Origin of the sequence: Carboxylicivirga caseinilyticus, from assembly GCF_050589785.1 — a bacterium.
GTDB classification, from domain to species: domain Bacteria; phylum Bacteroidota; class Bacteroidia; order Bacteroidales; family Marinilabiliaceae; genus Carboxylicivirga; species Carboxylicivirga caseinilyticus.
This window is the reverse complement of sequence record NZ_JBNGOX010000001.1, coordinates 223,660-249,965: the sequence shown is the minus strand read 5'-3', so window position 1 is coordinate 249,965 and position 26,306 is coordinate 223,660. Positions and strand designations below refer to the sequence as shown.

The 26,306-nt window shown below is 37.5% G+C and carries 17 protein-coding genes; 11 read left to right on the top strand and 6 right to left on the bottom strand.

Annotated elements, in window-relative coordinates; genetic code table 11:
- Positions 1–37: 37 nt before the first annotated feature.
- Positions 38–1,453, bottom strand: coding sequence for a Kelch repeat-containing protein (locus ACRD62_RS00975; RefSeq protein ID WP_430818251.1), 1,416 nt, complete (start codon positions 1,451–1,453; stop codon positions 38–40).
- A gap of 9 nt (positions 1,454–1,462) precedes the next feature.
- Complete coding sequence (locus ACRD62_RS00970; RefSeq protein WP_430818250.1) at positions 1,463–1,924, bottom strand: T9SS type A sorting domain-containing protein; 462 nt, start codon at positions 1,922–1,924, stop codon at positions 1,463–1,465.
- Between the two features lie 76 nt (positions 1,925–2,000).
- Between ACRD62_RS00970 and ACRD62_RS00965 the strand changes: the two genes are divergently transcribed.
- Entirely contained in the window at positions 2,001–2,738 is a 738-nt protein-coding gene (locus ACRD62_RS00965) for a tRNA lysidine(34) synthetase (RefSeq protein WP_430818249.1), read from the top strand.
- A 103-nt stretch (positions 2,739–2,841) separates the two neighbouring features.
- Here the strand turns inward: ACRD62_RS00965 and ACRD62_RS00960 are convergent, their stop codons facing one another.
- The gene (locus ACRD62_RS00960) at positions 2,842–4,086 is read right to left on the bottom strand and encodes a DEAD/DEAH box helicase (RefSeq protein ID WP_430818248.1); all 1,245 of its coding nucleotides are present in this window, start codon (positions 4,084–4,086) and stop codon (positions 2,842–2,844) included.
- Between the two features lie 193 nt (positions 4,087–4,279).
- Here ACRD62_RS00960 and ACRD62_RS00955 point away from each other — a divergent pair, with 193 nt between their 5' ends.
- Entirely contained in the window at positions 4,280–9,100 is a 4,821-nt protein-coding gene (locus ACRD62_RS00955) for a hypothetical protein (protein WP_430818247.1), read from the top strand.
- Between the two features lie 45 nt (positions 9,101–9,145).
- A complete protein-coding gene (locus tag ACRD62_RS00950) occupies positions 9,146–13,573 on the top strand; it encodes a hypothetical protein (RefSeq protein ID WP_430818246.1) in 4,428 nt (1,475 codons plus the stop codon).
- Positions 13,574–13,635: 62 nt separating this feature from the next.
- Here ACRD62_RS00950 and ACRD62_RS00945 read toward each other — a convergent pair whose 3' ends face one another.
- The gene (locus ACRD62_RS00945; protein WP_430818245.1) at positions 13,636–14,196 is read right to left on the bottom strand and encodes a 3'-5' exonuclease; all 561 of its coding nucleotides are present in this window, start codon (positions 14,194–14,196) and stop codon (positions 13,636–13,638) included.
- A gap of 291 nt (positions 14,197–14,487) precedes the next feature.
- Here ACRD62_RS00945 and ACRD62_RS00940 point away from each other — a divergent pair, with 291 nt between their 5' ends.
- Both ACRD62_RS00940 and ACRD62_RS00935 read left to right on the top strand, forming a co-directional pair.
- The gene (locus ACRD62_RS00940) at positions 14,488–14,883 is read left to right on the top strand and encodes a NifB/NifX family molybdenum-iron cluster-binding protein (protein ID WP_430818244.1); all 396 of its coding nucleotides are present in this window, start codon (positions 14,488–14,490) and stop codon (positions 14,881–14,883) included.
- Between the two features lie 32 nt (positions 14,884–14,915).
- Positions 14,916–15,311 carry a hypothetical protein gene (locus ACRD62_RS00935; RefSeq protein WP_430818243.1) on the top strand — a complete coding sequence of 132 codons (396 nt, stop codon included), beginning with the start codon at positions 14,916–14,918 and terminating at the stop codon, positions 15,309–15,311.
- A gap of 85 nt (positions 15,312–15,396) precedes the next feature.
- On the opposite strand, the gene ACRD62_RS00930 is transcribed toward ACRD62_RS00935, so the two are convergent.
- Positions 15,397–15,609: a PLD nuclease N-terminal domain-containing protein gene (locus ACRD62_RS00930; RefSeq protein ID WP_430818242.1), complete on the bottom strand. Its 213-nt coding sequence runs from the start codon at positions 15,607–15,609 to the stop codon at positions 15,397–15,399.
- A gap of 140 nt (positions 15,610–15,749) precedes the next feature.
- Between ACRD62_RS00930 and pelA the strand changes: the two genes are divergently transcribed.
- From pelA to ACRD62_RS00900, 6 genes are all read left to right on the top strand, one after another.
- A complete protein-coding gene (gene pelA / locus ACRD62_RS00925) occupies positions 15,750–16,823 on the top strand; it encodes a pectate lyase (protein ID WP_430818241.1) in 1,074 nt (357 codons plus the stop codon).
- 9 nt (positions 16,824–16,832) lie between these two features.
- Positions 16,833–17,294: a hypothetical protein gene (locus ACRD62_RS00920; RefSeq protein ID WP_430818240.1), complete on the top strand. Its 462-nt coding sequence runs from the start codon at positions 16,833–16,835 to the stop codon at positions 17,292–17,294.
- A gap of 104 nt (positions 17,295–17,398) precedes the next feature.
- Positions 17,399–18,976, top strand: coding sequence for a M28 family peptidase (locus tag ACRD62_RS00915; RefSeq protein ID WP_430818239.1), 1,578 nt, complete (start codon positions 17,399–17,401; stop codon positions 18,974–18,976).
- 276 nt (positions 18,977–19,252) lie between these two features.
- The gene (locus tag ACRD62_RS00910) at positions 19,253–21,550 is read left to right on the top strand and encodes a TonB-dependent receptor (RefSeq protein WP_430818238.1); all 2,298 of its coding nucleotides are present in this window, start codon (positions 19,253–19,255) and stop codon (positions 21,548–21,550) included.
- A 35-nt stretch (positions 21,551–21,585) separates the two neighbouring features.
- On the top strand, positions 21,586–22,803 hold the full coding sequence (locus ACRD62_RS00905; RefSeq protein ID WP_430818237.1) for a DUF4374 domain-containing protein: 1,218 nt from the start codon (positions 21,586–21,588) through the stop codon (positions 22,801–22,803).
- Between the two features lie 84 nt (positions 22,804–22,887).
- A complete protein-coding gene (locus ACRD62_RS00900; protein WP_430818236.1) occupies positions 22,888–24,024 on the top strand; it encodes a PepSY-associated TM helix domain-containing protein in 1,137 nt (378 codons plus the stop codon).
- Between the two features lie 61 nt (positions 24,025–24,085).
- Here ACRD62_RS00900 and ACRD62_RS00895 read toward each other — a convergent pair whose 3' ends face one another.
- Positions 24,086–26,230 carry a YncE family protein gene (locus ACRD62_RS00895; protein WP_430818235.1) on the bottom strand — a complete coding sequence of 715 codons (2,145 nt, stop codon included), beginning with the start codon at positions 26,228–26,230 and terminating at the stop codon, positions 24,086–24,088.
- Positions 26,231–26,306 lie beyond the last annotated feature (76 nt).

Here is a 26,306-nt window from a genome sequence, read left to right as displayed (position 1 = left end):
CTTGTCAGAAGACATTAGAGTTGACTAAAGAATTGTATTAATCTGCAATATGGAAATATACATTTTCACTCACATTGTTTAAAAGAAATCTTTCCACATTATTAATTTTACTTTTAGATGAATTTTGTCCTCCTAAAATCCAGAATTCATCATTAAAGAAAGTTCCAACACATGTAATTGCATAAGGTAAGTCTTCCTCTGTAAACCATTTATTCGACTTTGGATCATATGTTTCTGTTGAAGAAAGATAATTCCCATTATTAACGCCACCGCAAACAACTATCCGATCTTTTACAACTCCAATTCCATACCCTAAACGCTTTTGTTGCATATTTGCAATTGCATTCCAAACCATTGCATCTAAATCATAGACCAATAGGCGCTCATTAATGTTATACGAATCTCCAACAGTCTCAGAACCACACAACACATAAATTTTATTGTCTAATATTGTACTTCTTTCCCCGGCCTTTGAATCAGGTATTGTTGTAACAACTGACCAGGTATTAGAGTCAAAATTATAAGATTCAATATTTCCAACTAATGTTCCTGAAAAATCTTCTAATCCACTTACAGCATACAAAACGTTATTTGAGATCATTACAGAATATGCCCATCTTCCATAGTTCATATCAGCAGCTTGAGACCAAGTACCTGTCTCTAAATCATACACATCAACTCTAGTTGTTGCTGTTTGAGATCCAGGAATAAAACCTCCAATTACATATATTTTCCCATCATAATAAGCAGCTGCCGCATGTGTACGAGCAATAGGTAGACTCGTTTTTGATGCCCAGGTACTATCATTAAGATTAAATACTTCTACATAATCGGTAGTAAATGATGAACTGTTTTCTCCTCCCATAACATATATCTCACTACCCGTTGAACATACTGCAGCATTCCTGCGAGGATACTGAAATGGTGATTTACTCTCCCATTGCCCTTCTAAACGTGTTGTACTAATTGTATTCCCCGAAAAACCATAACCTTCCGGTGCTTCCGGATTAAAACTTAATATTCCGGTACCACTTGGAACTTTATAATCAGTACCTGTTTTCTCAGCATATAAAGCATAAGGAACACTACTAAATGGATTGGTTCCAACTTCAAAGTAATTCTGATCATCACCAATTGAAGCTTCCACTTTTACAAACATTGTTGTATTCCCCCAGTCAATTGATGTAAAATCATCAGTTGAACTTCCCTCTCCTACTTTAAGAGAAATTAAACCATAATCATTGGTTGTTACCTGATGTACTTCTGTATAAACCAAAGCTCCATTGGGTGATTCCCCAAGAATAGAAAGTCTGATATACACATCAGTATTGGCAACATATGTTCCATCAGAATTACGTATCAGGGTTTGATAATTGAAATGTTGCGGGGCACCAGACTGGGCAATCATCAACACAGTAAAAAACAAATAAAAGAATGTAGTGATAGTCTTCATAGCGGGTTATTATTTTTTAATAATTTTTTCTTGATAAGTCAGATTTTCTGTTTGGATAATTAATATATAGACACCCTGAGGGATATTCTTAACTTCGATTTGATTCGTTTTTATTTTCAGGTTTTTGACTAATTTACCTGTCAAATCATACACTTTCACATTATTAACATCAGCTATATCTATACCATCAATAATCATCACATCATCCACTGGATTTGGATATAGCTTCAAAGAAGATTCTTTCTGAGATGAATTACTTGTAGAAATTTTATTCTCAGAAAACAATATTCCATTAAAGAAACTAATATTATCTCCATTATAGTCACCAATGATTGTTTCTCCTATGGCAAAATCAATTATATAATTACTAGTGTTGACACTCATGCCAGCTGAAGATATCAGCTGCTTTTCCTGAGCAAATGAGCATACAGCAAAGAATATCATCAAGATAAAAGGTATAGGTTTTTTCATTTTTGAATTTTTATTTAACATCAAATATATTAATTGTTTATTTATTGAGAAATTTGTTTTTATCTATTTTTGCCGAATGTTTGAAAATAAGAAGCAGAAGCAATACACCGTTCAGAAAATTCGTCAAACCGTTGGGAAGGCAATTAATCAGTACAATATGATTAGTGCAGATGATCAAATAATGGTAGCTGTGTCAGGAGGAAAAGATAGTCTGGCTTTACTTGAAATTCTTTCATCGCGAAGAAAAGCATTACCCATCCATTACCATTTACATGCAGCTCACGTCATCACGGAAGATGTCCCTTATCAGATTGATGTAGAATGGTTAAAAGAATTCTGCGATGGTCTGGATGTGACACTTCACCTGATTTATACCAAAGCAAATTTAGAAACAGCTGGAAACAAAAAACCTTGTTTTGCCTGCTCGCGCAACAGGCGAAAGGAGCTTTTCCAGCTAACCAATGAGCTGGGTATTAAAAAGCTGGCTTTTGGACATCATCTGGATGATGCTGTTGAAACATTGGTGATGAACATGGCTCAACACGCCAATATTTCATCCATCCCAGCCCAATTGGATATGTTTGATGGTAAAATAAAGGTTATCCGTCCATTGATATTTTTAACCAACAACGAAATGAAGCATTATGCCGATATTTTGGGTTTTCCATCGCTTAAACGTGAGTGTCCATACGAAGATCACACTATCCGTTACAAAGCCCGGGCAATTGTTGAACAAATGACCGAAATGAATCCAAAAGCAAGAATTAATCTTTTTAATTCAATGAATAAAATTGATTTTGAATATTTACCATGACGTAGACTCTTTGACTGTTAGACCAGTAGACGATTGGATTTCTAGACAAAATGCTTTCCAAAATCTTACTCTGGACTTCGGACTAAGTGCTTCGGACTTCAACCTAACGTTTCTTCTTTTTGCGTTTAATTTTTGAGATCTCCTCTTCCATCGCTTCAGCTTCTTTCATCAGGTTCTTCCAATCGGTGCTTGTTTCAGCTGAAAAATCGATGGTATCCAGATAATCATCTTTATCCAGTTCTGTTACTGGCAACTGGTAACCAACATAACTTTCAATTGTATCCAACAATTCTCTTTCATCAGGACTACAAAACGAAATGGCATAACCTTTTTGCTTTCCTCTTCCGGTACGGCCCACACGGTGAACATAGTTTTCTGCCTGATCGGGCATATCGTAGTTAACTACATAATCAACATTTGGAATGTCAATTCCACGGGCACTTACATCAGTTGCAATCAGCATTTTTACATCGCCATTCTTAAAAAGATTCATTGCCTTGGTACGTTCATCCTGATACTTATCGCTATGAATGGTAACACTTTTTATATCCACCCTTTCCATAGCTTTCATAACACGCTCAGCACGTACTTTAGTCCTAACAAAAACCAGAATTCTGCTATCAGGATGGGAAGTTGCAATACGCTCAAGAAAAAATCTTTTATGATCCATCTCGATGTGCGCCAGTGAGTGTTCAATGTTTTTAGCAACCGGATCTTTCGGCGATATCTGAATTCGAATGGGCTTTCTTACCAAAGAATAAGCCAGTTTCTTAATCTTTTTATCAATGGTAGCCGAGAAAAATAGTGTCTGACGATTTTTAGGAAGATACTTAATCAAGTCCTGAATATCTTTATAAAAGCCCAAATCAAGCATGTGATCAGCTTCATCCAGAACCAGAATCTCAGCATTATAAATCTTCAGATGCCCCTGATTCACCAGGTCAAAAACGCGCCCCGGCGTAGCAATAATTATATCGGTTCCCTTCTGCAGACGTTCAATCTGTTTATCCTGATCGGTTCCACCAATAATTGCAGTGAACTTCAGTGTTGTATTCTTACCTAAATTTTTAAAAACATCTGTAATCTGAAGAGCCAATTCATGAGTTGGTGTCATCACAATGCAACGAACACCTGCATCTTTAGCAGCCCGTTTTTTTTGTAAGAGGTGAAGAATAGGAATGACAAATGCTGCAGATTTTCCGGTACCGGTTTGAGCAATACCCAAAACGTCCTCTCCTTGCAAAATTGCAGGTATGGCTTTATACTGTATATCTGTTGGTCGTTTATATCCTAATTCTTCTATTCCTTGCAACACTCTGGCATTAAGCCCGAATTCTTCAAATTTCATAATGCTTTTTTACGTTCTGATTACAGATAAATCTTATTTGAAGTACTGTAAGTTGGCACAAAGATACGATAAAACTTAAGAGAAAAATATTGTGTAGTAATTCGACTAACAGATTCTAAATCTGAAATTTTCATCAAGGTATTTCTTTTCAAATATTATTCGCGTAACTTGATTCGACCTAATTCAAAACGAAATGCGCTTTAAACACCTACAACTGAAAAAAGCACGACAATTTGTTGTGCATCCTGCCAGTTCATCTCCTAAACTAATCGGTAGACGAAATTTTGTTAAAGCTCTTGGTCTGGGCTCTCTAGCCTGGAATCCTTTTATTGGTTCCTTAAAAGCCATGGATTCCTCATCTATTTCTGTTCAGAAAACAAGAAATGGTTTAACAGTCTCAAAAAATGGCCGAAAGGTATGGCAATTCTCAAATGCTTTTTTTGAGAAGGGATTCAATGTACAGCATACCGAATCGGACAATTACCACCGTATTAAAGCCTCCAAACTAAAGTTTAAAGGAACTAATCTACGGTTTTCGGTAAATGCCGAGATAAGTAAAAACGGCAATCATTGCGAACTAACGATTCCTGAATTTGACTATCAAAATTCATTCTGTTTTAACGATTGGATTGATGATACCTCAGACATCAAAAAATCTGCTAATATCCATAGTAGTTTAGTTCGATTGAACTCCCATGAACAAGTTGATTTAGTCGGACAATTTATCATTAACCTGAAACCGGACTGGAGTGTAGAACTTTACTCAAAAAACAGAATCAGATGTTGTTTAAACAATTCTGAATATTACTGTTCTGATTTAATCATTACTCCATCTGGCCATCCACAATTTATTAAATCATCAATCAATAAAACTACACGCATAACCATTCATGATTTTAAGGGTTGGCAGGAATATATTTCACAAACAAAACTGAATGAAGGACAATTTATCAGTCGCCAGAATGAGATTGTACCTTTAAACATTGAGACAGGCACAATCCAACTTTTGTGGATAAACACGATTGTTTCTCATTTGAATTTTAAACCTGGAAATCTTAATGACAGCGAAATTCCAATTGATCACATATTCTGTTACTCAGAATATCTCGAACAAGATAAAACCAATCAATATATTGCGGCAGGTCTACCCCAAAGTGGTACCTGGATTCAAAATAAACTGGGAGCTTTTAAGTTAGAACAAAATGATAAAATTCCGGATATTGAAGCATTTGGATTTAGTTCACACTTCGATCAGGTGATTCTGGAACCTAACTTAAAGTCATTTAAACCAAAAATAGAAAATGCAACTACCCTTAGTGCAGAATATCTTCAATCTGATCCGATTAGAATCTTAAACACAAATGATACTGCAAACTTCACAGATCGCTCCAATACACAGGAGCCGGTTAGAAGGACAACACAACAAATTCAACAGAAAGATACCCGAAAAGTAAAACCTACTCAACAAAAACTGGAAATCCAGTATGATCAGATTAAGTTCAAACCTCAGTCGGCTATTTCAATAAAAGTGCTTCGACCTGAAGATATGGTGATGCTTGAGTTTGTATTTCATAACTTCAGTTTTATCCATAAAAACCAAACTTCTTATCTCGAGCTTGATAATGCTAAAAAACCCGGTGTTATCTATGTATATTTCCAAAGTCAGCATACCCTGGAGGAAGCTTATTACGAATCAACATCTATACCAGAACCCGGTTTCCACCTTACATCAGCTGGAGATATTCAACTACCTGCCAAACATCTTAGAGCCCGTAAAAGCCGCTTGGTTTATGAATTACCTGCGAACAGCGAAGGATTCCCTCTAATTATGGAGGCCTTACTGGATTGGAGCAAATTCAACTTAAGGGTTCATCCAAGAGCATGGATAAAGCTGCCAACATTGCGGGTAGCCAAAAGACCAATGCGCTTGCAATTGGATAAAAAGACACGTATTCAGCCTAATAAAAAACTTAAATACCTCAATAGTCCTTCCACTGATTTTGGAATTAAGCTGGCAGAAAACAATGCATCTAAAGTCAGAAATCTGCAGGTATACGATGATAATGAAATTCAGAAAGTTCTGAAACCCGAAGCAGCTGCAACCATAAAACCATCTTTTAACGCAGCAATCATTAAAAATATAGTTTGGAAGGTAGAACCTATTCCGGAGAGTAGCACCTCTATAGAGGCTCCTACCCTCATGTATATTTCACCTAATCAAACAAATGATTTCTACCACAAAACACAGGTTGAATTTCGAAACACTGAAGATCTGACAATTAATAAAAACCAACAGCTTAAAACAGAATTCAGGATATTGGATCGTCTTTCGACCAATAAAGGCGAAGTATCGGAATTGTGGCACACCAGGCTTGGTGTTAAGCTGCGAAACAATAAAACTTCAGGAACGGCATTACCTCATCTGAAAACAATAAGGGCTCTGTGGGCTGATGATGCCGACGAGAACTATGAAGTTGCCAAGGAACGAAACTACCCTTTTATGGCATCCCTAGATGCTAACAACCGGCAGAAGCTTGTGCATACCACTTCTAATTACCTGGCTGGTTTTACTCCATTTCCTGTTCCTGTAAACGACCTGATGCTTACAACGCTGGGGGCATACCTCGACTGGCATGCTTTTTTTGATGTTCCAACTCCACAAGATACGTATCTGAATATTATTGAATGGGAACACATTGCTACTCTGGGGCGTGATCATTTTGTAAAGATTGTTGAAGAAGGTTATTTATTTCCGTTCGGTCACCGCGCAGCTGTTGTAAAAATCACTGAACGTAAATTCCATCCTCAAACCAAAGCTGCTCTTAATCGTCAGCGAATGTTTGTGGTTGTGCTTGAAAAAGAGGTATTGTATTCACGAAATGATCCAAATGGTAATTTCATTGAATTCCCATTCCAGGCAATCAGAATCAAAACCGAAAAAACACCTAACATTGACAATCCGGAACAAAGCACTTTGATAACTGTGTCTGCGAATAGCGGCGGCTCAAATAGATTCAAATTAGCTAATAGTGGAGCCAACACTACCTATAATTTCTATATCAATGTATCTAATGCACCATTCCAATTTGATATTGTAGCCACTGATAAAGAAGGTAAAGAACACGCTTTCAGAATGCCACTGGCTTTTATGGAAAACCGAATTGCCAGAGACTCCTCATTAATGGAGCAGGTAATTGAAAAATACCGGGGAAATGCATCAAATAGTTACAACAGCACATACACCGAAACAGATTTCAACGGACAAGAGGTGGCCTATTCCGAATTTCTGGTAGATGGTGATACTTCTTTCGAAACAGAGATGATTAAGTTTGATGCTCAGATTTATCCCGTTCAGGCAGCCGGAGAAATTAAGTTTCATCCAAAGATGAAAGAAGCCAAGGTGTTTGTTGGACAAATATCTGAACTGACTGGAATTCGTGAACCTGTCATCATTGGTTTGGAGGATGACAACAACGACGGCGAAGTATTTGCCAGGGTAACCAGTAATAACAGAATTGACTTTTCGGGTGGTTCTGATAAATCAGGAGGATTTCTGGTTCCAAACATGGGCGTTTCAGGCCTTAGCAAATTACAGGGACCTATTAATGGTAAACTGGATGATTTAAAAGCTTTAAACTTTGTTCCCAATGAATTCTTTGAGGTCTTCGATGATCTTCCGGTAGCCAAAATCTTTGGAGTCATTGATATTTTCTCCTTACTTTTTGGCAAAAGTGGTTCTCCACTTGAGCTGGGTGGTGCCTTTAACGGAATGAAAAATGCAGTTTCGTCAATTCGTGAAGATATTGACGACATCAAGAATCAGATTCTGCTGCTGGAAGAAGAAGCGGAAAATGGTCAACAATTGATACAGGACCAGATCAATAGTCTGAAACAAGCTATTAAAAATAAGGTCAACGAACTGTTACAGGCTTTGAATGATGCCATTCCTCGAATTCCAAACCTCAAAACCTATTTGACCGAAGAAGCCTTTTATGCCGAATATAAATGGCAACCGGAATTGGGAGGGAAAACAATGGAAATCATTCCGGATCTGCTGAATGTAAATGTAGATAATCCATCAAATGCCCTATCAATAACAACCAAATTTGAAAAACCTTTTGATGCTGATAAGCCAGCCTCGATGAACGGGAAAGCACGTTTCGAAAAATTTGGGATTGATATTGTTCCATTACTGGCAGTCAAATTCAATTATCTGGAGTTCAAAACCGGATCATCGGAAAAGACTGATGTTAAAGTGGATATCGATAAGAATGATCCGATACAATTTAAAGGGGTCCTTAACTTTGTCAACAATCTGCAAAGTGTTATTCCGAGTGACGGATTTTCAGACAGTGGTCCGTACATCAAACTCAAACCAACAGGAGTTACTGCAGGTTTCGATCTGGCTATTCCGAATGTGGAAGTGGGTATCTGTATGATTTCCAACATCAGCCTAGGAGCTAATATTACATTGCCATTTACCGGCGCTCCGCTAACGATGGGATTTAATTTCTGTAAACGTGAGAATCCGTTCTTGCTAACCATTTCATGTTTTGGTGGTGGCGGATACTTTATGATGGTAACCACTTTACAAGGAATTCAGTCGCTTGAGGCGGCCTTTGAATTTGGTGCAGCCATGTCGCTAAATGTTGGCGTCGCTTCCGGTGGAGTTTCAGCCATGGGAGGATTCTATTACAAAATGGAGATTGTAGAAGGTGAAAAGACAACGACCTTAACCGGTTACCTCCGCTTAAACGGTCACTTGTCCATTCTTGGTCTGATATCCTTATCACTTGAGTTTTATCTGGCCTTTAGCGCTGTTATCATTAACGATAAAGTTCAGAAATTGGAAGGTGAAGCTACCTTAAAAGTTAAAGTGGAAGTGTTGTTCTTTAGCAAAACGGTTAAAGTTACTGTACGACGCGAATTGAAAGGAGCTGATGCCGATCCGAAATTTATTGAGATGATAGACGAAGACGACTGGCAGGAATACTGCGCCGCCTTTGCAAGCTAACACTTTATCAATTTACACTCAATTTTTCCATCAATAAGAAGAACCATGCCACAAGAAATAATATTTACAACCTTACCTCATCAACGAATAGAAAAAAATGGGGAATCGTTTCTTAAACTATCGGTTTATACAACCATAAAATTATCAACACCCAAAGATACTACACTTGCCGAATTTGAAGATATCCTCCAATTTCCGCATAAGTTACTTGATGCCGATTTTCAGTTTAAGCTAAAAAACGGTGAAATTCTGGATGCTGAACTGGCAGAAGAAAACATCGATACCCAGCTATTCGAAAACATCTTTCATAAAGATATTAAGGTCGATGATTTTAAAGATGAAGAAGATATTCCAAAAAAGAATATTTACTCTTTCCCGGTAAAACACATCAACGATTTTGTGCTGAAAAGCTACAAGGAAACAGCTATTCAAAATCCGGTTAGAAAGATTTCTGCCGATGTTTTTGTCGATGAAAATAAGTTTGGTGCCATCTCCAGAATGAAACTGGATGTAAATACCATTGAAGAATCGGAGAAGCCCAAACGGGTAAAAAAAATCAAGGCTGAACAACTGTATTTCAAAAACGATAATAACGACATAAAAATCAAATCCGATGTTCGTCGTGATAAGTTTATGAAGTTCGCCGCAACCATGAAACCACAGGACGATTTTGGTCAGCTAAGACAGTTTCATAGGGTAGATCGAAAAATCATTACACGTCTCACTCCCGTTAAACTGGAAAAACCACGTTTCGAATTTCATGATATCATGGCTGTTGTCAACAGCTATCCTCAAATAATGCGGAAACTGGGATTAGTATTGGATTTCACCATTCCATACACTAAATCTATCCCCGATTCGGGTTCCATACAACTGGTAATAAATGCACTTGAATTTGATGAAGAAGGCACAACAGTTTCGTTACCTCCAACGGCTTATAACATTACCGACAAAGGTTTCTACATCGGTGATAAATCAGATTCGATATTCGATAAGGGCTTTGTAAAAATCAATACAAACGAGTTTTCTGTTGTACAAATTGATGCTGATGGTACTGCTCTTAAGACCAATAACATGGCAGAAAACAAAGTACAGGAGATTGCCCAGTTTTACGAAATAAGAGCCGAATTACTAAAAAGCAGGGCGTTGCAGATAAAACAGATCGAAGAGCCTGAACCTCCTGAGGATGAAGGATTGCCATTTATGCGCTCGGCAGGTATTGCCATCACCAAAAACGGAATGGCCGAACACCTCTTCCGAAGCATCGAAACAAATGTTCAATTAAAACAGGCTTTTGTCGCCACTCCGGTAAAAAAAGTTGAGTTGAAACAAGAAAAATTGAAACGTGTTGGCGGGAAAATTGAAAATCTACAGCTTCAACAAAAACCCACCTTACAAAACCTTGCACTCAAAATAAAGATACCTGATAAAACACTGTACTCTACCGATGTTATTCAGGGTTACCGAATGGATATTGCCTATAATGATGAACCCGATCGTTGGTTTTCGTTACATCAGAAACAGGATGAATATTACTGGTTTGATGAGGGAAATAATGCGCAAGTTATTAAAGATATTGTACCCGATGAAGGATTCATTCAATTAGGTATTGCTGAAGATCCGGATGATCCGGACGATGTTTTCGTATCGGAAACACTGGCCCGCTGGGAAGGTTGGAGTTTATCGGTTCGCAAACCCGGTTATGCCATCAATGAATCGGATGACTTTGACGGAGACGATGAAAATAAACGTGACTTTGTGAATAAATCAAAGATTGATGAGATTAAAAAATATGAGTTTGATCCCGACCTGGAGTTTAAAGTAAATGCCCAGTCGAAAATTATACCCGGCACATTACCTAAACTTCGATTTGGTAAAGATTACCAGGTTAGGGTTCGTGCTGTTGACCTGGCTGGTAACAGTGTTCCTATTGATCATGAAAGTGAATCCCCCGGACAAACCATCCGCGAGAATATCAGATATATGCGATACGAACCATTGGCCAGCCCGATAGTACTGGCCGGTAATGAATTGAAGGATGGAGAATTTCTGGAAGAAATGGTTATCCGAAGTAACTTTGACCAATCGTCAACTGATTATGAAAATGATCACATGGTTAACGGTCTGAAGTTTGATGATTACTCGCAACGATTCCTTTTACCACCCAAAAACAGTCAGTTGATGGCTGAAACCCATAATAAGTTTGAGCAGGCGTTTAAGAATGATCCACAGTCAGCAAAAGAAATCTATCAGATCATAACTAACCACGAAGGTTTGTATCAACAGGATGAGGAAAACAAAGAAAAGATTTACAAACCATCTGATGTTGAGATTATCTACCTTCCTGATCCAATGGCAGCAGGGGTAGCACTTTTTATTGCTGAAGGATATGAAAACACACATACGCAGGAGTTTAATCCACGTCTATTCAGCTTCTTCAGGAACGATGAAATAAAAGCCAGCAATACCAATGATGTCAACATTCCCGACGACTGGTATCATGCCAAAGAAATACGTATCAGACTCGAAGAAGGCGAGATGAATACCCAATGGGATGGTTCACAAAGCATTTTCACCGTCTATCTGCCCAAAGGAATCCGTACCAAAATAAAGTTCAGCACATTCTGGCGCGAAGAGGATTTGAAACAACTATCAGCCATTTGGCAAATGATTATCAATGATAATCCTGGCAATATCAGCGAACTTGAAAAACTGGCGGTATCAGGTCAGCACTGGATGGTGAGTCCATCGCGTGAGATTGAACTGGTGCACGCTGTTCAACAGCCTGTTGACGCTCCGATTATTGAAGAATTGATACCTGACAGAGATTACAATACCACTTTTGCATTGATCAACACCCGTTTTGATATTCATGGCGAGAGTACTGAGAAGGTTGAATTTCAGGCAAAATGGACCGAACCTTATGACGATGGTATTTCAATAAAAATCAAAGAAAAAACCGGAAGAAATTCCATATCAGACATTCATGTTAATTATCACGATGATATAATTACCAAGGGAACGGTGCCCGAAGCAGAAGAGCTTAAACTTGCTCCGGTGGAAAATCTGAAGGTTAAGCCAATCATGCGTATTAAGCCACAGAGCCCACAACGCTTTGAAGCCCAACCACAACCTAAAGCCCGAAAAGTAAATCAATTATTTGCAGCTCAAAACACAGAGTTTAAACAGTTGCAAAAAACCAAAGTTTCGGCACGAACCAACCTTGCCCAAAAAGTAAGATATGATATTCAGGCAACTCGGTTTGGTTTTGTCAAACAGATGAACCTGAGAATTAAACCTCTTGAGCATAAATTTGGAGACACCAAACATCGCTGGGTAGATTATAAACTGGTTGCAACTTCGCGATATCGTGAATATTTTGATAAAATACTGGCTTCGAATAGCAACCTGACTACCACCCGCGAAAGTGAATGGCTCGAAAAGGTGAACATTTTGAGTTCAGCAAGACCCAAAGCACCCGAAATTGATTATATCATACCTACTTTCGAATGGCGTAAAACGCACACAGAAGATGCTGTAAGACATCAACGAATGGGTGGTGGCTTGAGAGTTTATCTGAAACGCCCATGGTTTTCATCGGGAGATGATGAGATGCTGGGTGTGATTTTACCTGAATCCAATGCAACATTTACCACAATGATGTCGGCCAATGCAGGTTATACCAATGACTATACACATTGGGGAATCGATCCGATATTGTATGGTACCCGGCCTGAAAATGTATCCCCTCAGCCACAGGACTTCAGGATGAATCCTGTTATTGACACAAAGCTTCAGTATCCGGGCAAAGCAGGTGCACTGGCTAAAGTGGTTGCCTATCCGGTTCATTTCGATCAGGAACGTCAACTTTGGTTCTGCGATTTAGCCATTGATCCTCAATCGATGTATTTCCCATTTGTGAAATTAATTCTGGCCAGATATCAGCCTCATTCAGTTCGTGAGGATAACAGTGATGTTTGCCTATCGCAGGTGGTTGTGGCCAAAATGACCCAATTGGTTCCGGATAGACAAACAACACTGCAGTTTAAAAAGGATGATCAGAATTCAAAGTTCACCTTAACCATTGAGGGTACAATCTATAATCCGGGCAATGCCAAATATGGTAATTACAATTTTGTGAAGATATCATTCCTCGACACTGAAATGGCTCAACCCATTTATGGGATAATCACTGATGGTAAGACTGACAAAAGGCTTGAAGAAGAAACTATTACTTACCCTATTACCCGGAAAGAATACATTTCAGGAAGTAAATTCAGAATTGAGAAAGAATTTAAATTGCACCCCCGCTATAAAACAGCGCCTTTCTCCATTGTGATTGAAGAATACGAAAGAGGTCCGAACAGAATTCCTGATTTACCCGCAGCTTATCAAAACAGGCTGGAACAATCAGAACAAACCGACCGACTGATCTTTGCCGATGTGATAAAGTTGAATGAAATAGATAAATAATTGATTGGAACGGTTCTTTTAATTTTGATGATTCATAAAGAACCGTTCTTATTTCTTACAAACTATACTACAAAAGCACCCATTTTGTATAGTTCATATACAATTTTAGCTTCATGAGCTGCATCATCCATTCCCCGGTGTGCTTCAATATAACCCGTGTTGCCAAAGAAATACTGCCATGCCTCTTCAACCTTAGGCCATTTATATCCTCCATATCCATTTCGTGAAGGAAGTTTTATAATCGGTGTTGCTTCCACCATTGGGCACGGCAATTCTGTTATACGAAATCCCCGGTCACGCAGGAAATCAAAGTCAAAACGTTTATTAAAGGCTGTAGCTCTATGATTATCAAACAGAAACTGTATAGACTCCCGTTGTGATTCCAATGATGGTGCATCGAATACCTCCTGCGGTGTCAAATCTGAATTTTGAAAGATCCAACCGAAACCGCCTGTTGTATGATTCCAATTAAACCCTGGCTCACAAATCAATGAATCATATATTGGCTCCACTTCACCATTTTCGAGATTAAGCAATACCATACCAATCTCAACAATTAAACCTCCCTGATTCAAAAAACCTGTGGTTTCGATATCCACCACCAATATTCTATTTTCAATCATAATCATGCTTTGATGCATCAAATCTACAATTTTTATTTTTCTATCAATTGTTTGCCATACGGAAGTCAGATTTAAAAAGGATCAATGAATTACACCTTGAAGAGTGAAATATTAATGAATCAATGTTTCAATACAATATTGTAATCAGCTACTCTTAAAACTTACATATATGTAGAACTTACCTTTCATATAAATGCCTAAATATTTGATAATGTACAAATAGACCCTCTTGGCACTTCTTTTGGGTAATCAATTACTCAAATAAAGGTAGAACTCAAAAACAATACAATTATGAAAGTATTTTTGCCAATGACTGGAACCAGTACCCCTGAAGAATCAACTGTAGGTCCATTGATCAGCGCCGACTTTGGTTGTATTTATAATGATGAAGATAAAGCATATGTTGTTGAACCTCATACTTACGACATAGGGAATATTGGCAATCTATGTGTTCAGCTAAAGGCACAGGGAGTTAAAACCATCATTACCGAAGGAATGCCTTTGTTAACTTACCTGATGTGTATGAATATGGGTTTAACCGTTTACAAAGCCAAGAGAGGGAGTGCTACTGACAACATTAAGATGCAGGAAGCTGATGAACTAAATCTGTTCACTGCTAAAGATACGGTTGTAAAAGGCGATTGTATGGGTGCCTGCTCAAGTTGCTCATCAAACTGTGCATCGTAATGCTACTGAAATAACACGTAAAATCTTTTGCTATGATGATAAAAGAAAACAACTGGAAGAGCTGGCTGAAAGAAGGTGATCAGTATATGAACGGCATGCCTAAACCGGGTAAGACAAGTAAATTCGGTACGGATATCAGATATAATATGCTATCGATGGGTCTTGAAAGCTATGTGATGGCCATTCTTGATTTTAAGGATAACCTACCTGACAATCATACCTTTTCAGATTTAATATTCGGATTGGAACGCGAAATAGACCTGGATCCGGAATTAAAGGATCGCATCCTGAAATACGAAAGCATACAGGAGATTTGCTCTTTGGATAAATACACAATTAAACAACCCACCGAAGAAGAAATAAGTGATTTGCATGGTGCTATACTGGAAATAAAAGATCTGGCGCACCAAACATGCCAGGAATCATAAAATATTATTGTGCATTGGGATAGTGCGCAAACTACTCTGAATCTATGAAAAGGAGCCCTAAAGCATTTGTTTTGGGGCTTTTTGTTTATATTCTTTGATTTTTACCCATCGTAAAATAAAGAATGGATCCAAAAAATGGTAAAAACAAAACGACCAACACCCATACAATTTTGTTATTACCTTTGAATTCGTTTTTTAATATGCTTATTAAAGCCAATAATGGCAATAACAATACAAATACAATAACTAAGAGAACAATTATTAATTCGATTCCAGCAATCATAAGTAAATTAGACATAAGCTAGGTTAAGATGTTTATTCAAATGTAATAAATTTTCTATCTACATTAGATTAAATAACTGCTTAATGTTTTAATTTTAACTCTTTTAATTGAAACATATTTATAAAGTTGACCATGTCTGATTCCGAATAAATGTTATGAAAAAAATAGCCTTAGTTCTTTCAATCTTAATAGGTACTTCAGCTTTTTGCAATGCTCAAAAACTGAAATCAGAGTCCGGAAAAAATATCCTAAAACAAAAACCAGCCTGGTATAAGTCAAATGAAGCTACTCAAATAGCTGACAATATACTTCTTTACCAGTCTGACGAAGGTGCCTGGCCAAAGAATACCGATATTACAGTCACACCTGAATCAGATGAGCTGCTGGACGATGCACATCACGGCAAAAACTCCAATACCATTGATAATAATGCCACAACTGTACCCATTCATTTCCTTGCTCTCATGATTAATGCCAGTGAGGATGTAAAATACGAAACAGCTTTTTATAAAGGTTTGGATTATTTGTTTGAATCGCAATATGAAAATGGCGGTTGGCCACAGTTTTATCCGTTACGAGAAGGATACTATACAGCGATAACCTACAACGACAATGCAATGATGAATGTGATGCAATTGCTCTCTAAAGTCGCAAAAGGGAAAAACGAATTTATTTTTGTAAAACCAGAATACCGCGAGCATGCCAAGAACGCTATCGAAAAGGGCATTCAATGCATTTTAAAAACTCAGGTTAAAGTTAACGGGAAACTTACCGTGTGGTGTGCGCAACACGATGAAGAAAGCTTTGAACCCGTTTGGGCTCGAAACTTTGAACCTCCATCATTATCAGGATCCGAAAGTGTTGACATTGTTCGCTTCTTAATGAAAATTGATAATCCTTCAGACGAAGTGATTACTGCCATTAAAAGTGCTGTCGAATGGTTTAAAGAAGTCCAGATTAATAATCTGGAATATTCAAATTTTAAAGACTCTGATGGAAAAAAGGATCGTAAAGCAGAACCTAAAAATGATGCTGAACCTTTGTGGGCACGTTTTTATGAGATCGAAACCAATAAAGCCATATTCGTCGGACGTGATAAGGTTATTCATTATCATTTATCAGAGATTGAGCGTGAACGCCGTGCCGGTTATGCCTATTATGGTACCTGGCCATCAAAGCTTATCAATAAACATTATCCTGAATGGCTTGAGAAAAACAACCTTGAATAACGAACTAAAATGAAGATCAGCATCGATATAAAACATCAGCTTGTGAATCAAATGCAGGAACTACTTAATGAGAAGATGACCACACTGTCGAAAGCAATGGAAGAAACCATTGAATCGATGCAAAATGATACTAAGAGTAGTGCCGGTGATAAGTTTGAAACGGGAAGAGAAATGATGCAGATTGAACTCAATAATCTGAGAGTACAAATGAGTCAGCTTCAGCAAGCAAACCACGATCTTGCAAAAGTAAATGCTTCCCTTTCCACTAATAAAGTAAGTTTTGGTAGTCTGGTAAAAACCAACCTGGGCAATTACTTTATTAGTATTGCACTGGGAAAGATCAAAATAGAAAATCAGGATTACTATTCTATTTCACTTGCCTCACCCGTGGGCAAAATATTAAAGGATAAACAGGCAGGTGTTGATGTCCAATTTAATGGTAAAACATTAAAGATTGAGGAAATAATCTAATCCTCCTCGAAGCAATAAGGCTTAATCGGTTATTCTTCAATATTAATTTCATAGATTTGAACATAAACTAAGACCTTCTATTTAAAAATATAATCACCATTCAAATGAAAAGTTTACAATCGCTTTATGCACTGTTATTAATACTTCTTATCAGCTCCTGCTCTCAACCTGAAAAAATAACGATTGAAGAAAGGGCTGATCAGCTATCAAAAAACGAGATGCAAAGTGTAATGGAGTTTCTGGGTCATGATTTACTGGAAGGTCGGGCTCCGGGAACCAGAGGTGGTGATTTGGCAGAGATCTATGTTCAGAGTCTTTGTAAATATATGGATCTGGAGCCGGGTAACAACAATTCATACCTGCAACCATTTGTGATGAAAGGCTTTTCAAACACAGGAGTTATGGCCGAAGCAAATGGAATTAAACTTAATTACATTGATGATATTGTTGGTTCGTTTACTACAGAAAAAGAACATATTGATTTGACGGCAGATGTTGTTTTTGTTGGCTTTGGCATTAAAACAGATATCTGGAACTGGGATGATTACAAAGATGTAGATGTGAAAAACAAACTGGTTATCACCAGAGTAAACGATCCGGGTTTTTATAATCCTGATATTTTTGAAGGCAAAACACTTACTTATTTCGGGCGCTGGACTTACCACATAGAAGAAGCAGCCCGACGTGGCGCTGCAGGTATTTTATTGATTCACACCGATGAAACTGCAGGATATGACTGGAATGTAGTTAAAAACTCATGGTCGGGAGAAGAATTGTATATCGAGTCTGAACTGGAAAATAATTTACAATTCAGAGGATGGATGAAGGAAAGCAGTTTTGACAAACTCTTGCTAAGCAAAGGTTTAAACAAAAATGAGTTATACGAAAAAACCAAAACAAACGACTTTCAACCGGTGGAGCTTGGTTTTCAGGCACACATTAGTGGTGACAACAGTTTCAGAAATGTTCTCAACAATAATGTTGTGGCTCACATACAAGGACAAACAGACGAGCGAATCGTTATCAGTGCACACCTCGATCATCTGGGTATGAATTCCGGAAAAGAGGGTGAGAACATCTATAACGGAACCATCGATAATGGTTCGGCTGTAGCTGCAATGATGATGGTAGCCAAGATACTTAAAGAACATCAGAACGAACTGTATTATTCAGTTACCATATTGGGATGTAACTCCGAAGAATCAGGTTTACTTGGTTCAAAATACTATGCCCAGAACACCAACAGAAGCAATATCATTGCAAATATAAATCTGGAGTCAACTCCTGTTTGGTCAGCTGCAAAAAGCATTATGGGTATTGGTGCCCGATTCTCCGATTTTGAAGAGATCATTACAAAACTGGCACAAAAAGACGGACTGGGTTACTCACAATTTTCATTGTCGAATCAAGGATTGTTTTACCGTTCTGATCAGTTTTCTTTTGCCCGTTACGGTGTGCCTGCAGTCTGGATTTCGGCAGGTGAAGATGAGATAACCGGTGAGAGAAATTACACTGAATTCTGGGGTAAGGATTATCATACAGTCAGAGATGATTTTAATCCGGAGTGGGAACTGGAAGGAATGCGTCAGACCATAAAATATGCTCTTTTATTAATCGAAGAACTAAATACCACTAAAGCATCTGTCAAATGGAAGGCAAACCTTCCTTTTCCTATGGAATAGATACCTATCGCAATTAAATTGTATAACGCAATCAGTAAGTTTACTTAACAAAACACCTTTGTAAATTCCCCAAATTTAGGGATTGATGCGTCTTTTTCCCGAAGATAACTTTGCCACGTTATCTGACAATAGCATTATCAAATGCTTTGAATTGTCAACCGAGAAAAACATTAATATCTGTATCTGTTGGGAAAGAGAAGTTGTGTTAAGCATTTAATTACTTGCTTTTTATTGCTGGGGATTGTTCAATTTTCGTATAGTCAAAGTAATTTTAACATGACCGGCACTGTTAAATCATCTCAAGGTGTGCTGTTGCCGGGAGTTAACATTGTATTGGCAAATACCGAATTCGGAACCGTAACCAACTTCGATGGCTATTACGAATTAAAAAATATCCCAGAAGGTAAATATACTCTGAAGGCCAGTTCTCTAGGCTACGAATCTTACTCATCAAATATTGAATTAGGTGGTTCTAATCCGGGCCATTTCTCATTTACATTAACTGAAAAGAGTTATCTGATTAATGATATTGAAGTGAGTGGTAAATCTGTTGTATCACAGATCAATGAACAGGCTTACTCAGTTACTTCTGTCTCTACTAAGAATTTGTTTAACAGCACTGCGAATGTAAAAGAAGTACTGAACAAGGTTCCAGGAGTTCGCATCACCGAAGAAGGTGGAATGGGATCGAATACCAACTTCACCATCAACGGATTCTCTGGTGATCAGGTGAAGTTTTTTATGGATGGCCTGCCCATGGACAACTTTGGTTCATCGTTAAGTTTTGCTGATATACCGGTGAATATGATTGAACGAATTGATGTTTACAAAGGTGTTGTGCCGGTTTGGTTAGGAACAGACGCACTGGGAGGTGCAGTCAACATCATTACCAATAAAAAACAGAATTTTTTGGATCTGTCCTACTCATATGGCTCCTTCAACACACATAAAGCATCCGTTAATTTTGCCCATACCAACACTAATTCAGGCTTTACCTTACAAGGCAATGCTTTCATAAACTACTCAGATAATAACTATAAAGTTTGGGTACCCATCACCAATTCCAATAATGCTATTATCGATACTGCTGAAGTTGAGCGTTTTCATGACAGATACCGATCAGCAGCTATCAAAATTGAATCGGGACTAACAGATAAAAAATACGCAGATAACCTGTTATTCGGTTTGATGGCCTCAGCAAATGATAAAGAGGTTCAGCATGGAGCAACTATGGCAACAGTATACGGAGGCATTGTGCAAAACAGCCAATCGCTTATCCCAACATTTAGGTATAACAAACAGGATTTATTTACTCCTGGTTTGGATGTTAGTTTGTACAGCGCTATCAACTTCAAAAAATCGCAGGTGATAGATACCTTAGGCGGAGTTAGATTTAACTGGCTGGGTGAAGCATTTACCATTGAAGGAAGCAATGATGGTGAAAACTCCAAAACTTATACAACACTGGATGATAAAGAGTTCCTAAGCCAGTTTAATACAAGTTATACCATCAATGCACTTCATTCAATAGCGCTCAATTACTCCTATAATTATTTCGACAGAGAATCTTTTGATGAGGAAAATCCTGATTACCTGCCAAACCGTTTTCAGCGATCGCTTAATAAGCATGTTGCCGGATTGGCATACAAACTGGATATTAACCAGAAATGGAGCACCACTGCTTTTGCCAAATTGCTACATCTGACTGCCAAAACATCAAAACTTTTTGACTTTGGACTAGAAACACAACGAACCGAAGCGGTTGAAAGTAACAAAACCAATCTAGGTTATGGTGTGGCTTCATCGTATTACCTTCTTCCAAAATTACAGGTTAAATTATCTTACGAGCACACCTATCGGATGCCAACACCCCTTGAGATTTTTGGGGATGGTTTATTTATCGATCCCAACCCAGATTTGGGACCGGAACAAAGTGATAACCTCAACCTGGGAGTCGATTATCGATTTAAGTTAAGGGCTAATCATGCTATTAATACAGGAGCCACCTTTGTTTATCGCGAAGCCAAAGATCTTATTTATACCGTTGTTCAGATTGCCAGTCCGGTAACCTATTACGACAATCTTAATCAAACACGGACAATGGGTGTGGAAAGTAATATTCAGTACCAGTACAAAGATATCTTTCATTTAGGGGCCAACGTTACTTATCAGGATATTACCGATCAGGCAGAATTTGTTTACGACAATTCTTACACCAATGGCGGATGGAAAAAGAATTTTCATTATCAATATCGGGTACCTAATATTCCATTTTTATTTGGCAATGCCAATGCAGGTTTGAATTTTAAAAACATGCTGAACGAAGGTGATGATTTCAACATCAATTACTTCTTCAACTATGCACAAAACTACTACCTGTCGTGGTCGAAGAATCCAAAATATATCATTCCTCAACAAACCTCGCATGATGTTTTGCTTTCCTATGCATTTGATAATGGTAAATACAATATCTCAGCCGAATGTCGCAACCTTTTAAATGCAAGACTTTACGATAAGTATTATTTACAAAAACCGGGCAGGGCATTTTCGGTCAAATTCAGATATACCCTATGATTGAAGAAATATGTATAACTAATAAATAATTAAAAATGAAGCGATTCAACTTCAAGAAAACTATGATGCAGCTGACTGCTGCCATATTATTAACAGGCGCAACGATTGCCTGCAGCGATAATGAGAACAATAATTCAACTGGTGATTTTGTTATCACCGGAGGTATCAACGGCGAAAATTTTAATAACTCGTATTATTCAGTTGCCTTTAACGATCTTATGAGTGGTACTCTTTCTTTTATTGGAGAGGACATGCTTCAAATGGGCTATTACTCATACAATAAAATTGATGACCAGATATTCTGTGCCGGAGGATTAGGTGCAACCGGATTATATGTAATTGAAAAAGATGCAGAAGGAAACCTGAGTGAGACAGCAAGTTTCACTACCTTCAATAACAGCATTCAGGATGTGGTGAAAGGAGACAACAACAATGTGGTTGCTATTGAAATGGCATCTTCATCTGATATTGTTCGTCTTCATTTAATCAGCACTTCTACCCTGGAAGTTAGTAAAACAGTAGACACCCCTGTTACCAGTTTAAGTGATCAAACTTCACCGGCTTATTCAGGAATGGTGGTTAGTGGCGACTACCTTTTTGTTAGCTTCTACATCAGCGATCCGTCAACTTATGGAACACCATCAACCGATATGGCCGAAGTAGCTGTATTTAATTACCCTGAATTAACTTTTGTAAAAGTAATCGAGGATTCTCGCGTAGGTCCGATTGGTGGTTTTGGAACCATGGCCGGTTTAATTAAGGATGAAGACGGTAATGTTTATGCAACATCACATTCCAACCCTGCCAACGGCTTCAGCCAATACACCAAACAAGCCGGTATCTTAAAAATCAACAGCGGTGAAACAGAATTTGATTCTGATTTCTTTTTTGATATTGAAGATGTAACAGGCGGATATAATACTGCTCACATGGTTTACCTGGGCAATGGAAAGGTATTTACCGAAATTAATACCGCAACCCGAAGTGAACAGGCAACCTGGTCAGACAGTCCTTTACAGACTGCAATACTTGATTTAAATAACGCAACCGTTGAATACATCGATGGTATTCCTGTTCACTCAGGCATTGGTCGAAAACTGGCTGCAGTTTCAATAGTGGATGGAAACAGCATTTACATGTCTGTACCTGAAGATGATGGTATTTATATTTATAAAATCAATACCAACGACTATACTGCTGTTAAAGGCGCTGAGCTGGAAGCCAACTTTATTGCCGGAATTTATAAATTATAAAAATTTCACAGATTGAAGGTAACCGGCTTTATAAAAGGTTTAAAGCTGGTTACCTTTTTAAGTTCTCTCCAAAATAAATTATATATGCCTTCCACATTTAAACGTATAAATAACTGGCTTCATCTTTGGTTGGGGCTGGCTTCAGGTATCGTTGTCTTTATAGTTGCTATTACAGGTGCTCTGTATGTTTTCCATCAGGAGATTGAAGATAGCCTTCAACCCTGGCGATTTGTGGAAGCTCAGGATCAAGCATTTGCTCCTCCCAGTCAGTTAATTGATACTGCAAGATTTTATATACCTTATATAGAACCAACCGGTTTAACCTACGAAGACAAAGAAGGAGCAGCGGCCGTTGGCTTTATTTATAATGATGAAGGAAGGATTGCTTTTGAGGTGGTATATATGAATCCTTACACAGCCCGATTTATTAAAAAAGAAGAACCCATGGGAAAAGGCAGGTTCAATTTCTTTCATTTTATTGAGGATGGTCACCGGGACTTATGGTTACCAGACTATATCGGCAGAAAGATTATTGGAATAAGCACACTTATTTTTCTGATTATTCTTATAAGCGGATTGATTATGTGGTGGCCTAAAAAATGGAATAAACAGCAATTAAAAAGAAGTCTCACCCTTAAAAGAAACAACAACCGTAAACGGCTGATTCTGGACTTACACAATGTGCTGGGTTTCTATATTCTCTTATTTGGATGTGTATTTGCCATAACCGGACTGGTTTGGAGTTTCAATTGGTTTGGAGATGCCTTTTATTACATCACTTCAGGTGGTGAACAAAAGGCAGAGCATGAACATCCTCATTCTGATATCAACATGGCTCATCTGGCGGAAACTGATAGTATTCCGGCAATCGACAGGGCATTTTATTTAACGCTTGCTCAGGAAAAAGATCCTAAGCGTATTTATATGTCACCGACCCTAAAGGAAAAAGATGAATCAATTGAAGTGGTGGTTGGGTTAATAAAAGGTAAATATTATAAACACAACGAATACTTCTACGATCAATATACTTTAAAGCCAATAAGAGTTAAAGGAGATCGATACAATGAATCTGATTTTGCCGATAAACTGGAAAAAATGAATTACGATATCCATACAGGGGCTATACTTGGTTTACCCGGAAAAATTTTGGCCTTTCTTATCAGCTTAATTATTGCCAGTCTGCCCATAACCGGTTTTATACTTTGGTGGAATAGAAGATGATAAAATAAAAACAACTCTGCTTCAATAACATTAGCAGAGTTGTTTCTTAGTTTAGAGTTGGTTACTTGCTCATCACAAAAACATCTTCTATGTAATAAGTACCGGGGTTATTAACCACTGAAATATTGCCGGTATTCATATCAATTTTTATTAGGTTGCTATGATCATGACATACAATAAAACCGCTCTCATCAGCACAATCGAAGCCACTAAAATAGTCATCAAAAGTACAAAGTATTGTCTCACCTACATAAGAAGAATTTGCAGTAGTGGAAATGGACAATTCAACTAAGGAATTAACCAAATCATCATTATAATTATAGTATCTGTCGATGGCATAAATCTTTTTTGTTACAGGTGAAGAAAATATATACTCATAATCATTAAAATCCATTGATTCACTTACCTGAATTACCTTTTGTGACTCTATCTCCACAGCGATAATACCTGAATTATTTTGGCCAATTATCTTCTGGCCGTCTTCTGATAAAACAATATTAGTTGGATCGAATCCATCACCCACTTCAATAGATGACTTGACTACTCCGGCCGGAATATCAATTTCTAACAATTGGTCATCATAAGCCCCGGCATACAGCATATTGTTAGCCGGATTATATACCAGTGATGAACATGGTTTAGCCAGAAATGTTTCGGCAATGCCTGTGGTTAAGGATATTTCAATTAATTGGTTATAACCATCACGGCAGATCAATCGGTTGGATTCATCTAAATAGATAAAATCCTCATATACATCATCCAACTTAACCAGTTCATTTAAAATTCTACCTGTTGTTAAACTTACCTCAATTAATCTGGGTTCACCATCTACATCCATTACGTAAACATGTTCTTTTGTTTCTTCAACTGGATAAACTTTGATAGGAATCTCCTCAGTGTATTCATTTAATTCGTCGGAATAATACATTGTAATGGATGATTCAAGTGAATCTTCTAAGGCCTCATTAGTAGCAGATGAAAGCGTAAATTCAAGTACTCCTTCTTCTATTAAACGACTATTAAGTGATAGTACATTTGTATTAAGACTAAACTCGAGCTGTTTATACATTTTCTGATCAACGCCAATAGATGCTATTGAGTCAGGCTCTGAAACATCTACTTCATCAAACAAGGGTATTGTAACCAGATTAAAGTCATTCAGATAAGTTATATATCCATTCAATTCCTTAATTAATTCATTATGCCTATCAAATGTTTCAAAAAAATCACCAAAACCTGCTTGTGTCCTATCTTTCTCTGATACGCTTTTTAATCGCAAATGAAAGTTAATAGCTTCTGCTTCATCAATGGTAAACATTAGCGGTACACCTGTTGATAATTTCAGTGATTGCTCAAACTCCTCGGTTATCCTATCTACAACACTTTCAAATACTTTTACAGGCGAATTGGATGCAGTAAAATAAGCATCATATGCATTTTGTGCTGCAATAATTGTCAATACAGCTGTTGGAATTGCTAGTTCAAGCTGTCCGAAATCGACTAATACTCCCGTTGCAACACCTGATACAATGGCTATTTTAAGGAATGTTATATAGCTAACAACGGATGTTTTAAATCCTTCAATCTGGTCACTTTTTAAAGAAGCAACGCTAGTTAGAGGAAATAAATTTTGAAAGAGTTCATGGTTAGAAGAATAGTAAACTGCAAAATCATACTTCTCTTCATCAGTGGCATAGTTATTAAAGTATTCATCCAAAAGATTATATGCCTTTGTAACCGTTTCCATTCCTTTCCCCGTTGAATTCAGCTGTTCAATATTTGATAATACTTCCTTTTGAAATCCATTGTAAATATTTTCAGGTGTATCATTAATTTCAACTTCAGCAATAGTGATCAAACCATCAATTTCCAGATTGTTCATATAAATTGGGTATGCGCCAGCCGCGGCATAAGGAGTTATAAACATTAAAGTTGAATCAGATGTAGCAACCATATTAATATCAATAGCTCCTTCCTGACCAATCACACCATTATAACTATCTCCTGTTTTGAGTTTTGCGTGATATGTAAATGATACAATCTCAAGTTGAGATACATCTATATCCAGAATAGTTATACCATTTTCCTCTTCTTCTGAGTAGTCATCTGAATCATCATTCTTAAATCCAAGTTCAGAGCAACCATATAATGCAGTAATTAAGATGATTGACACAACACCAAGTTGGATATAATTCTTAAACTTCATATTATTTTGAATTAGGTTAATAAATCAACAGCTTTTAGATATTCCAGATGTATTTTTTAAAAACTCTTAACAGTTA